The 12,754-nt window shown below is 54.3% G+C and carries 8 protein-coding genes; 2 read left to right on the forward strand and 6 right to left on the reverse strand.

All coding sequences use genetic code 11. The annotated features are described in order from the left end of the window. Positions 1–33 precede the first annotated feature (33 nt). The 5 genes from narI to narK form a co-directional block, all read right to left on the reverse strand. Positions 34–711 carry a respiratory nitrate reductase subunit gamma gene (narI, locus tag ACLJZ5_RS02490; protein ID WP_000545594.1) on the reverse strand — a complete coding sequence of 226 codons (678 nt, stop codon included), beginning with the start codon at positions 709–711 and terminating at the stop codon, positions 34–36. Continuing rightward, the gene (gene narJ, locus ACLJZ5_RS02495; protein ID WP_000571668.1) at positions 711–1,421 is read right to left on the reverse strand and encodes a nitrate reductase molybdenum cofactor assembly chaperone; all 711 of its coding nucleotides are present in this window, start codon (positions 1,419–1,421) and stop codon (positions 711–713) included. Before narJ ends, narI begins: the two co-directional genes overlap by 1 nt. After that, positions 1,418–2,953 (reverse strand): nitrate reductase subunit beta, encoded by a 1,536-nt coding sequence (narH, locus tag ACLJZ5_RS02500; RefSeq protein WP_000702628.1) that lies wholly within the window; start codon positions 2,951–2,953, stop codon positions 1,418–1,420. The genes narJ and narH overlap by 4 nt, the downstream gene beginning before the upstream one ends. Then, on the reverse strand, positions 2,950–6,693 hold the full coding sequence (locus ACLJZ5_RS02505; protein ID WP_024797700.1) for a nitrate reductase subunit alpha: 3,744 nt from the start codon (positions 6,691–6,693) through the stop codon (positions 2,950–2,952). Before ACLJZ5_RS02505 ends, narH begins: the two co-directional genes overlap by 4 nt. Positions 6,694–7,080: 387 nt before the next feature. Continuing rightward, the gene (gene narK / locus ACLJZ5_RS02510) at positions 7,081–8,478 is read right to left on the reverse strand and encodes a nitrate transporter NarK (protein WP_000019849.1); all 1,398 of its coding nucleotides are present in this window, start codon (positions 8,476–8,478) and stop codon (positions 7,081–7,083) included. A 338-nt stretch (positions 8,479–8,816) separates the two neighbouring features. Here narK and narX point away from each other — a divergent pair, with 338 nt between their 5' ends. Beyond that, the gene (gene narX, locus ACLJZ5_RS02515; RefSeq protein WP_410958871.1) at positions 8,817–10,613 is read left to right on the forward strand and encodes a nitrate/nitrite two-component system sensor histidine kinase NarX; all 1,797 of its coding nucleotides are present in this window, start codon (positions 8,817–8,819) and stop codon (positions 10,611–10,613) included. Then, entirely contained in the window at positions 10,606–11,256 is a 651-nt protein-coding gene (narL, locus tag ACLJZ5_RS02520) for a two-component system response regulator NarL (protein ID WP_001064598.1), read from the forward strand. The genes narX and narL overlap by 8 nt, the downstream gene beginning before the upstream one ends. On the opposite strand, the gene ACLJZ5_RS02525 is transcribed toward narL, so the two are convergent. Further along, positions 11,257–12,681, reverse strand: coding sequence for a YchO/YchP family invasin (locus tag ACLJZ5_RS02525; protein WP_024797697.1), 1,425 nt, complete (start codon positions 12,679–12,681; stop codon positions 11,257–11,259). It lies immediately after the preceding gene. Positions 12,682–12,754 lie beyond the last annotated feature (73 nt).

Genomic DNA, 12,754 nt, shown 5'->3' on the forward strand with positions numbered 1-12,754 from the left:
GTATTACAGTGACTTAAGCTTGTCAATGCACAATCAGTGACGTGCACGAACAATCTGGTATTTGCGGGTCAGGTACTCGACCGGCACGCTCCAGATATGCACCAGGCGCGAGAATGGGAATAACAGGAACAGCGTCATCCCCAGTACCAGGTGCATACGGAAGATAAAGGCTACACCGTCCAGATGTGCGGATGCGCCACCGTGGAAGGTCACAACTGACTGCGCCCACCCGACCAGCTTCATCATTTCACTCCCGTCCATATGCTGGGCGGAGAACGGAATGGTCAGCAGGCCCAGCGCGCACTGAATCACCAGCAGCGAGAGAATCAAAATATCTGCGCCGGTAGTGGTGGCGCGGACACGTGGGCTAAACAGACGACGCTTGAGCAGTAAAATACCGCCAACCAGCGTCAGCACGCCGCAGGCGCCGCCGGCAATCATCGCCATCTTCTGCTTCACGTCGACCGGCAGAAAAGCTTCATACATCCAGTGCGGCGTTAACATGCCCAGGAAGTGACCGGCGAAAATACCCAGAATCCCAATGTGGAACAGGTTTGACGCCAGGTTCATTCCTTTGCGATCCAGCATCTGACTGGAAGCCGCCCGCCAGGTGTACTGACCGTAGTCGTAACGTAACCAGCTACCGATCAGAAATACCGATCCGGCAATGTACGGGTAGATATCAAAGAAGAACATATTCAGGAAGTGCATTAGTGCTGTCCTCCGGTGGTGATATTCAGATATTGCGGCGCCACGGCCCCGGCAAAACGACGCTGGTGAGCGGAGATTTCCGACTCGCCACACCCTTGATCGGCGAAGAATTTCACCTGCTCTTCTTCCCAGACCGCATCCAACGCCTGCGGGGTATCATCACGTGCTTCATTCGCAATTTTTTCAGCCACTTTGTCGCTGTCGATAACGGTATTCGCCAGTTTTAACAGCAGATCGAACAGCACCGCATAACGGCTGTCACGCTGTTGCAAACGTGCGCTGAGCAGCGCCAGAATCGGCGCGATATCCTGTAACCCCCCTAACGCTTCGCTTTTCGGCAATTGCGCAAGGTATTCCAGATACAGCGGCAGATGATCGGGAAGTTCGCGGCTGTCGAGCTGCAAACCGTGCTGCTCATACTGTGCCATCAGGTCAACCATCGCCTGACCGCGATCGCGGGACTCCCCGTGAACATGTTCAAACAGCAGCAGTGATGTGGCGCGACCACGGTCAAACAGTTCGCTATAAGCGGCCTGTACATCCAGCATGTCCTGCGCGGTTAAATCACGCAGGAAAACGCCCAGAGTCTGGGCATCCTCTTTATCCAGGTTCTCAGATGACGCGAGCGCATCGAACAACTCCTGCTGATGCTGCCACAGGGCAGCATCCGGGTACTCGAGCAGACGCGAAACAATGACGAGTTCAATCATGCGTGCGGCTCCGTTTTGCTGGTCACATCAACAGCGTCGATGCGGCGGCTGTTGAACAGATTGAATTTGGTATCAGACCCGTGGCAACCATCGCCGAAGGTAAAGCCACAACCGTTTTTCTCCGGGAATGCGTCACGCGCCAGTTCACGATGGCTGCTCGGTACCACAAAGCGATCTTCATAGTTGGCAATCGCCAGATAACGATACATTTCCTGCGCCTGGGCTTCGCTTAAACCCACCTCTTCCAGAGCGCGGGTATCCACTTTACCGTCTACGGTTTCCGCACGTTTGTAGTGACGCATCGCCAGCATCCGTTTCAGCGCCAACAGTACCGGCTGAGTGTCGCCAGCGGTCAACAGGTTCGCCAGGTACTGCACCGGGATACGCAGACTGTCTACATCCGGCAGAATACCGTTGCTGCCCAGTTCACCCGCGTCGGCGGCAGACTGAATCGGTGACAAAGGCGGCACGTACCAGACCATCGGCAGCGTGCGGTATTCCGGATGCAGCGGCAGCGCCAGCTTCCAGTCCATCGCCATTTTGTACACTGGCGATTGCTGCGCCGCATCGATCACACTCTGCGGCACGCCGTCCTTCAGCGCCTGTTCAATGACAGCCGGATCGTTCGGATCGAGGAACACGTCCAGTTGACGCTGATACAGATCTTTTTCGTTTTCCGTACTGGCGGCGCTTTCAATGGCATCTGCGTCATACAGCAGTACGCCAAGATAACGGATACGGCCCACGCAGGTTTCCGAGCAAACGGTCGGCTGACCGGCTTCGATACGCGGGTAGCAGAAGATGCACTTCTCGGACTTGCCGCTCTTCCAGTTGAAGTAAATCTTCTTGTACGGGCAACCGGTGATGCACATCCGCCAGCCGCGGCACTTGTCCTGGTCGATCAGCACGATGCCATCTTCTTCACGCTTGTAGATAGCACCGCTCGGGCAGGTCGCCACGCACGCCGGGTTGAGACAGTGCTCGCACAGGCGCGGCAGATACATCATGAAGGTGTTTTCGAACTGGCCGTACATCGCCTTCTGCATGTTTTCGAAGTTCTGGTCTTTGGCGCGTTTTTCGAACTCGCCGCCCAGAATCTCTTCCCAGTTTGGCCCGCTGGTAATTTTGTCCATCCGCTGGCCGGTAATCAGCGAGCGCGGACGCGCGATTGGCTGATGTTTGCTTTCCGGCGCGGTATGCAGGTTCTGGTAGTCGTAATCAAACGGCTCGTAGTAGTCGTCAATGCCCGGCAGATGCGGGTTAGCGAAGATTTTACCCAGCAGCAGCGCCCGGTTGCCCATGCGCGGCTGTAGTTTGCCGTTGATTTTGCGGATCCAGCCGCCTTTCCATTTTTCCTGATTTTCCCAGTCATTCGGAAAACCAACGCCAGGCTTACTTTCTACGTTGTTGAACCAGGCGTATTCCATACCTTCGCGACTAGTCCAGACGTTTTTACAGGTGACTGAACAGGTATGACAGCCGATGCACTTATCGAGATTCAGCACCATGCCGACTTGTGAACGAATTTTCATTTTACGCTCTCCTGTACCTGGTCATTGCCTTCGCCATCCAACCAGTTAATGTTCTTCATCTTACGTACCACCACAAACTCATCGCGGTTGGAGCCGACGGTACCGTAGTAGTTAAAGCCGTAGGCTAACTGCGCATAGCCGCCGATCATATGGGTCGGTTTCGGCGTAATGCGCGTCACCGAGTTATGAATACCGCCGCGCTGCTGGGTAATTTCCGACCCCGGCAGGTTTACGATACGTTCCTGCGCGTGGTACATCATGGTCATGCCCGCCGGTACACGCTGGCTGACCACTGCGCGTGCGGTCAATGCGCCGTTGCTGTTGAAGACTTCGATCCAGTCGTTATCTTCAATGCCCAGATCTTTGGCGTCGGTTTCGCTCATCCACACAATCGGGCCGCCACGCGACAAGGTCAACATCAACAGGTTATCGCTGTAGGTCGAGTGGATGCCCCATTTCTGGTGCGGCGTCAGGAAGTTGAGCGCCTTCTCCGGATTACCGTTGGATTTACGCCCCATCACCGCTTTCACCGAGCGGGTGTCGATCGGTGGGCGATACACCAGCAGACTTTCGCCGAAGTCGCGCATCCACTGGTGATCCTGATACAACTGTTGGCGACCAGACAGCGTACGCCACGGGATCAGCTCGTGAACGTTGGTATAACCGGCGTTATAAGAAACGTGCTCATCCTCCAGACCAGACCAGGTCGGGCTGGAGATAATTTTGCGCGGCTGGGCCTGAATATCGCGGAAGCGGATTTTCTCTTCTTCTTTATTGGTTGCCAGATGCGTATGGTCGCGACCGGTAAACTCGCTCAGCGCCGCCCAGGCTTTCACCGCCACCTGACCGTTGGTTTCCGGCGCTAACGTCAGGATCATCTCTGCCGCGTCAATCGCCGTGTTGAGCATCGGCTGGCCTTTCGCCGGACCGTCCGCTTTGGTGTAATTGAGCTTACGCAGCAAGTCCATTTCGCTCTGCGTGTTCCAGGCAATCCCTTTCCCGCCGTTGCCGATTTTCTCCATCAGCGGGCCGATAGAGGTAAAGCGTTCGTAAGTCGCCGGATAATCGCGCTCGACGGTCATGATGTGCGGCGCGGTTTTCCCTGGAATCAGATCGCATTCGCCTTTTTTCCAGTCTTTCACGTCCAGCGGCTGCGCCAGTTCAGCGGCAGAATCGTGCTGGATCGGCAGCGTCACGACGTCAGTCTCTTTACCCAAGTGGCCTATACAGACTTCGGAGAATTTCTTCGCAATGCCTTTGTAGATTTCCCAGTCGCTTTTCGATTCCCAGGCCGGATCTACGGCGGCAGACAGCGGATGAATAAACGGATGCATATCCGAGGTATTCATATCGTCTTTTTCATACCAGGTCGCCGTCGGCAGTACGATATCGGAGTACAGGCAGGTGCTCGACAGGCGGAAGTCCAGCGTCACCACCAGATCCAGTTTGCCGTCCAGGCCATTGTCACGCCACTCCACTTCTTCCGGCTTCACACCGCCCTGTTTACCTAGATCCAGCCCCTGAATACCATGCTCAGTACCCAGCAGATACTTCAGCATGTACTCATGGCCTTTACCGGAAGACCCAAGCAGGTTAGAACGCCAGATGAACAGGTTACGCGGGTGGTTTTTACCGTTTTCCGGCTGCTCGGCGGCAAAGCGAATCGAACCCTCTTTCAGGGATTTGACGGTATAGTCTACCGGCGTCATACCGGCTTTTTCCGCTTCACGCGCAATATACAGCGGGTTAGTGCCTAACTGCGGCGCCGACGGCAACCAGCCCATACGCTCGGCGCGCACATTGAAGTCAATCAGATGACCGCTATAGCGGGATTTGTCCGCCATCGGCGACAGTAATTCCTCGGCGGTCACCGTCTCGTAGCGCCACTGGCTGGAGTGGTTATAGAAGTAAGAGGTGCTATTCATGTGACGCGCCGGACGCTGCCAGTCAAGGGCAAACGCCAGCGGCTGCCAGCCGGTCTGCGGACGCAGTTTTTCCTGGCCGACGTAGTGCGCCCAGCCGCCGCCGCTCTGACCAACGCAACCACAGAACACCAACATATTAATCAGCCCGCGATAGTTCATATCGAGGTGATACCAGTGGTTCAGACCGGCGCCAACGATAATCATTGAACGCCCGTGCGTTTTGTCCGCGTTATCGGCGAACTCCCGTGCGATACGGATGATCTGCGCCCGCGGCACGCCAGTGATCTGCTCGGCCCATGCTGGCGTATACGCTTTGGTATCATCATAACTGGCGGCACAATTTTCATCGTTGAGGCCGCGTTCCAGACCATAGTTCGCCATAGTCAGGTCATACACGGTGGTGACCAGCGCGGTAGAACCATCGGCCAGTTGCAGACGTTTAACCGGCAATTTGTGCAGCAGGACGTTATCCAGCGCCACATGATTAAAGTACTCTGAACCTTCGCCGCCGAAATACGGGAAGCCCACGTCAGCAATCTCATCCTGGCTGCCCAGCAAGCTGAGCTGCAATTCAGTTTCTGCACCGGTAGTCCCGTCGCGCTGCTCGAGGTTCCATTTGCCTTTTTCGCCCCAGCGGAAACCAATTGAACCGTTTGGCGCCACCATTTCACCGTTGCTGTTGATAGCGACGGTTTTCCATTCCGGGTTATTTTCCTGCCCCAGCGAATCAACGAGATCGGCAGCGCGCAGCATACGACCTGCGGCATAATAACCATCACGCTCTTCAAGCATCACCAGCATTGGCATGTCGGTATAGCGGCGGACATAATCGGTGAAGTACTGGCGCGGGTTGTCGAGGTGGAATTCGCGCAGCATGACGTGGCCCATCGCCAGCGCCATCGCCGCATCGGTCCCCTGCTTCGGCGCCAGCCACAGATCGCACAGTTTGGCGATTTCGGCATAGTCCGGCGTCACCGCGACGGTTTTGGTGCCTTTGTAACGTACTTCGGTAAAGAAGTGGGCATCCGGCGTACGGGTTTGCGGCACGTTAGAGCCCCAGGCGATAATATAGCTGGAGTTGTACCAGTCAGCGGATTCCGGCACGTCGGTCTGCTCGCCCCAGGTTTGCGGGGAGGCTGGCGGCAGGTCGCAGTACCAGTCGTAAAAGCTCAGGCAGGTACCGCCAATCAGCGAAAGATAACGTGCGCCGGAAGCGTAGGAGACCATCGACATCGCCGGAATGGGTGAGAAGCCCGCGACGCGGTCAGGGCCATAGGTTTTCACGGTGTACACGTTGGAAGCGGCGATCAGCTCGTTCACTTCCTGCCATGAGGAGCGAACAAAGCCGCCACGACCACGCGCCTGTTTGAAGCTTTTGGCTTTATCGGCATCTTCAATGATGGAGGCCCATGCCTCTACCGGATCGCGATGCAGTTTTTTCGCCTCGCGCCACATCTTCATCAGACGTTTGCGCATCAGCGGATATTTCAGTCGGTTAGCGCTGTAGAGATACCAGGAGTAGCTTGCGCCGCGCGGGCAGCCGCGAGGTTCATGGTTTGGCATATCAGGACGGGTGCGCGGGTAATCGGTTTGCTGTGTTTCCCAGGTCACCAGACCATTTTTGACATAAATTTTCCAGCTACAAGAACCGGTGCAGTTCACCCCATGGGTTGAGCGCACAATTTTGTCATGCTGCCAACGTTGGCGGTATCCGTCCTCCCAGTCCCGGTTTGTTTCGAGAAGCTGGCCGTGCCCATCGGCAAAGGTTTCGCCCTTCTGCTTGAAGTAGCGAAACCGGTCCAGGAATTTACTCATCGGGTTTCTCCTTTGTGGAACCTTACGGCTCTCTGATAAATCGACATTGCTTAACTAAGGGCGAAGGTAACGCGCTGAATGGGCGTGAGAATTGATAACGATCAAGGCGGACAGGGATGCAAATGGCGCGCAAACCTCCTGCATACTCCTTTTGGAGGAGGAGTTTTATTTATATATGTTACTGATTTAATTACATAAAATTAAATTTACGCACGACGTGAATGTTAAATTTTCAACAAGTGGGTATTAAGGGGTATCCCCCTGGATGACCGATAAAAATGTGCGTGGTTAGCCCTGTCGCGCCTCTCTTCTTGACTATAAGTATGTTGTAACTAAATGCGGGTAAAAAAAAGCGCGGTCTAACGCCGCGCAAAGGATAATCAAAAGTTACTTTTTATTTTTAGAATGACGTCCATATACCGCCCAGGTAATAACGACGCAGGCGATATAGAAAATAAGAAAGACTTTCATCGCGCCGACTGGCGAACCGGTTAATGCTAAAGATGAACCAAATGCTTTCGGAATAAAAAAGCCGCCAATCGCGCCAATCGCGGAAATAAAGCCCAGCGCCGCCGCCGTATCGGTCGCCGCTTCACGCATGGCTTTTTCTTCCGACCCGCCTTCCGCTTTTACCCGGTCCATCGTCAGCTTACGGAAGATAACGGAGATCATCTGGAAGGTAGAACCACTCCCCAGCCCAGCCGTCAGGAACAGCGCCAGAAATACCCCGTAGAATGCGATAAAGCTACCGCCAACGCCGCCAGTAGGTAATGTCAGGAACAGCAGACCGCTGAAAATCGCCATCAGAACAAAGTTGATAAGCGTGACGCGGGTCCCCCCCAGACGGTCAGAAATTGCGCCACCTGCCGAACGCGCCAGCGCACCGATAAACGGACCGAAAAACGCATAATGCAGGATCTGCACATCCGGGAATTGCGTTTTAGACAGCATAGCGAACCCCGCGGAGAAACCGATAAACGATCCGAAGGTTGCCAGATACAGCAGACTCATGATCCACAGATGACCACGTTTGAGCACTGGCAGTTGCTCTTTTAGCGAGGCCTTAGACGTCGCCAGTTCGTTCATGCCGAACCACGCTGCCAGCGTAAAAATGGCCAGGAAAGGCACCCAAATCCAGGCCGCGTTCGCCAGATAGAGCTGAGAACCGTCCGGCTGCTCTACACCGTGGCTGCCAAAGGCGGCAAAGATAGAGAGCGAAACCACCAGCGGCGCAACCAGCTGCATCACGCTCACGCCCATATTGCCCAGACCGCCGTTCAAACCCAGCGCGCCGCCCTGCTTTTGTTTAGGAAAGAAAAAGCTGATGTTCGCCATACTGGAGGCAAAGTTCGCGCCGGCAAAACCACACAGCAAGGAAATAATAATGAAAGTGCTAAATGGCGTACTGGTATCCTGAACGGCAAAGCCTAACCATACGCAAGGCACGATGAGGATACCGGTACTGAACGCTGTCCAGCGACGTCCGCCAAATAGCGGCACCATAAAGGAGTAAGGCACCCGTAGCAGCGCGCCGGAAACAGATGGCAGCGCAGTCAACATAAAGAGCTGATCGGTCGTAAAATTAAATCCCACTTTCGGCAGGTTTACCGCCACTGCGCTAAATAGCATCCAGACGCAAAACGCCAGCAGTAAACACGGCACAGAAATCCACAGATTACGGCTGGCGACACGATGGCCGCGCTGCTGCCAGAATGCCGGATCTTCCGGACGCCATTCCGTGATAACAGCGCCAGTTGCCCTTTCCGGGGCGGATGAGTGACTCATAGACACCTCTGATTCTTGATTTGATGTCTGCCACATTAGGGTTTACTGCCGAAGGTAAGTTGATATAAATCAAAGGAAAAGTCGTCATCACCGGCGACTAAAAAGCGTTATCACCCTTAATGAGTAGGCTATTTTGGTAAAAAAACTGTGGTTTTTCACCATGCTGTGTCTGTCTACTCCTTCCCGTCGCAGATACCTCTCTACGGCGGCAATTAAGGAGTAACTCGTTATAGGTATGGGTATACTCCGCTGTATCGTTGAGAATAGCGGCACAGCCGATTGACGCCCCTTTTTTGCTACGTTTTTTCGGCAACATTACCCCGAAGAAAGAAGGTAACATGTTTAAACGGTGTTTCTCTCCTCTTACGCTGGTTAACCAACTGGCGCTGATTGTCATGCTCTCTACCGCTATCGGCGTGGCGGGGATGGCGGTTTCCGGCTGGCTGGTTCAGGGCGTGCAGGGTAGCGCTCATGCGATTAATAAAGCGGGCTCATTGCGTATGCAAAGCTATCGACTACTGGCCGCTGTCCCGCTGGATGCTAAAGATCAAAAGCTGCTGGATGAGATGGAGCAAACGGCATTCAGCCCTGAACTGACCCGCGCCGCTGAGCGAGACGGGCAGCAGAAGCAGCTTAAAGCGTTGCAGGATTACTGGCATAACGAACTCTCGCCAGGACTACAGCACGCGCAAAACGCGCACGCGGTCGCAGAAGATGTCACGCGCTTTGTGGCGGGCCTGGATCGCCTGGTGACGTCGTTCGACCATACTACTGAATTGCGTATCGAACGCGTGGTATTAGTTCACCGGGTAATGGCGATCTTTATGGCGCTATTGCTGGTATTTACGATTATCTGGCTACGTGTTCGCCTTTTGCAGCCCTGGAAACAGTTGTTATCAATGGCGCGCGCCGTCAGTCAGCGCGACTTTACCCAACGTGCCAATATCAGTGGACGCAATGAGATGGCCGCGTTGGGTTCTGCGCTCAATAACATGTCTGAAGAGCTGGCCGAAAGTTATGCGGTACTGGAACAGCGCGTACAGGAAAAAACAGCCGGTCTGGAACATAAAAACCAGATTCTCTCGTTTTTGTGGCAAGCCAACCGCCGACTGCATTCACAGGCTCTGCTATGTGAACGTCTTTCACCGGTACTGAATGGCCTGCAAAATTTAACCCAGTTGCATGATATTGAGCTGCGAGTCTATGACCTGGAAGATGAAGATAATCACCAGGAATTTACCTGTCAGTCGGACATCAGTTGCGATGATAAAGGCTGCCACCTTTGCCCACGTAGCTCCCTGCTGATGATTAACGGCGGCACCACTTTAAAATGGCGGCTCACCGATGCTCACACCCAATACGGTATTTTGCTGGCGACGCTGCCCTATGGACGCCATCTCAGCCACGATCAGCAACAGTTGGTGGACACGCTGGTTGAACAGCTTACCGCGACTCTGGCGCTCGACAGGCATCAGGAGCGCCAGCAGCAGTTGATTGTCATGGAAGAGCGTGCCACCATTGCCCGCGAACTGCATGATTCTATTGCCCAGTCGCTCTCTTGTATGAAGATGCAGGTGAGCTGCCTGCAAATGCAGGGCGACGTGTTACCGGAAAGCAGCCGTGAGTTACTCAGCCAAATTCGCAATGAGCTAAACTGCTCCTGGGCGCAACTGCGCGAACTGTTAACTACTTTCCGGTTACAGTTGACGGAACCCGGGCTACGTCCGGCGCTGGAGGCAAGCTGCCAGGAGTTCAGCGCCCGGTTTGGCTTTACGGTAAAACTGGATTATCAGCTTCCCCCCCGCCTGGTGCCTTCACACCAGGCGATACACCTGTTGCAAATTGCCAGGGAAGCCCTCAGCAACGCCCTTAAACACTCTCATGCCGACGATGTGGTGGTGACAGTGACGCAATGTGGCAAACAGGTCAAACTAAAAGTGCAGGATAATGGCTGCGGCGTCCCGGAAAACGCCGAACGCAGTAATCACTACGGCATGATCATCATGCGCGATCGGGCGCAAAGTTTGCGCGGCGATTGCCAGGTACGCCGACGCGAGACTGGCGGAACAGAGGTCACTGTTACTTTTATTCCAGAAACAAACTTCACAGAAACCCAGGGAGATACCCATGAATAATCAGGAACCGGCAACTATCCTGTTAATTGACGACCATCCGATGCTACGCACGGGTGTAAAGCAGCTTGTGAGTATGGCGCCCGATATCAGCGTGGTCGGAGAAGCCAGCAACGGTGAGCAGGGTATTGACCTGGCGGAATCGCTCGATCCCGATCTGATCCTCCTTGATTTGAATATGCCGGGAATGAATGGTCTCGAAACGCTGGATAAATTACGCGAAAAAGCGCTGTCAGGACGTATTGTCGTTTTCAGCGTATCCAACCATGAAGAAGATGTCGTCACGGCGCTAAAGCGCGGCGCGGACGGTTATCTGTTAAAAGACATGGAGCCGGAGGACTTGCTCAAAGCGTTACAACAGGCCGCCGCCGGCGAAATGGTATTAAGTGAAGCGTTAACGCCGGTACTGGCGGCCAGCCTGCGGGCCAACCGCGCCACCACCGATCGCGATGTAACGCAACTCACCCCGCGTGAGCGCGATATTCTGAAGCTCATCGCGCAGGGATTGCCAAATAAGATGATTGCCCGACGTCTGGATATCACCGAAAGTACGGTCAAAGTGCACGTGAAACATATGCTCAAGAAAATGAAGCTGAAATCGCGCGTGGAGGCCGCCGTCTGGGTGCATCAGGAACGCATCTTTTAATTATTGCTCCTGGAACGGTTGCCAATGCGGATTATCGTCCGGCATCGTGATAAACGGTTCAGTCAGCGCGAGCGTGATCTCATTGGAAGAGACACGCTGACCTTTTTCATCCTCAACCACCACCGATAAACGCCAGCGATTTGCCGCGCCTTCGCGGTGATCCCAGGCCGGCATAATGATTGTCCAGCCCTCGGTACTGCGGGTGTCCGTTCCTGCCGTCAAACTTAATGCCTGTGTATCGCCCTGCCAGCTCAAATGACGAATACCGTGCACGCTGCGCACCTGCAATTTTAACGCAACCGTCTCACCAGGCGTAAGATCCCAGGGCGGCGTCGCCAGAAAAACCGTTAACGTTTTACGCTGCCGATACTCCATTGTCGGCAGCGAGTTACGTTGCGGCGTATCATAGCGGCTACCGCGTAATGACTGGCTTTGCGCCACTTCACTGGCGGCAAGCTGCTTTTTGAGCGGCACGCCGAAGCGGTAGTTAAGCGTCAGCCCCAGGTTATTCTGACTGACCCCGCTCTCGCCCTGTTTGTGCTGGGCGGTCATGGTAAGCAAAGGTACTGGCGTATAGTTGAGACCCAGTTTTAACGCGACAGGATTGTGATACCCCGTTCCGGAGTCAAACAGATCCACGCTATCGCCAAAGTACTGCTCCAGACTAACGCTGGTATTGATATACTGGTAAAACGGCAGCCGCATTTGCGCGTTGATATCATACCCGCGCGCCATTCGCTGTTCTAAGGTCGCCGTATGCGTCTGCCAGTCGGCAAAAGGCTGATAATAGTTGGCGGATAAACGCAAATATTCTCCCCACGCCTCCGCGCCAAAGCCGGCGCGCTGCAGATTTTCATCCAGCAGATTATCGTAAAAGGTATTATAGCCAAGAAGCCAGCCATCCTGCGCCCAGCGCTGTCCTACGCCAACGTTGCTTACCAGTCCGTCAGTCTGTTGCGTAAGACCAAGCTGGCTCCAGGTCAGATAGCGCTGTTTATCCTGTAAAGGGATAAACCAGCTTCCGCGACTGCCGTTAAAATGACCTTCGTTATCGACGTTAATATCCACGCTGGCGCTGCCCCGGGCTGATAGCCAGCTTTCAAGCTGCTGGTTAACCTGCTCGCTGACCACATCGCGTACCTGTCCGAAAGCAAATTGCCGCGCCTGTTCACCGGTATCCAGATCGTTATTTTTCATGCTGGCTTCGCCAAACGCTTTGGCCATCTCGGCAAAATGCTTTTCCCCTTCGTGGGATTCCGGCATCATGCCTAAATCCGGCAGACGGTTTTGATCGAAAGGATCTTGCGCCTGCGCACGGATCGTACCGCTGGCAGCCAGCAAGAGAAGCGAGAGTGAGAATGAACGAAAAACAATACGGCTCAACGTGTCGGCAACTTCTACAACAAAAGATAAGAGGAATGGCATCAGAGTAAACCATAACGTGTCCGGACAGGTTTTGCAGCCTTTTCTCGTGCTTCCAGGAATATCCTTATTTTTT

It is taken from the genome of Salmonella sp. 5800, from assembly GCF_046558195.1.
Taxonomy (GTDB): Bacteria; Pseudomonadota; Gammaproteobacteria; order Enterobacterales; family Enterobacteriaceae; genus Salmonella; species Salmonella enterica.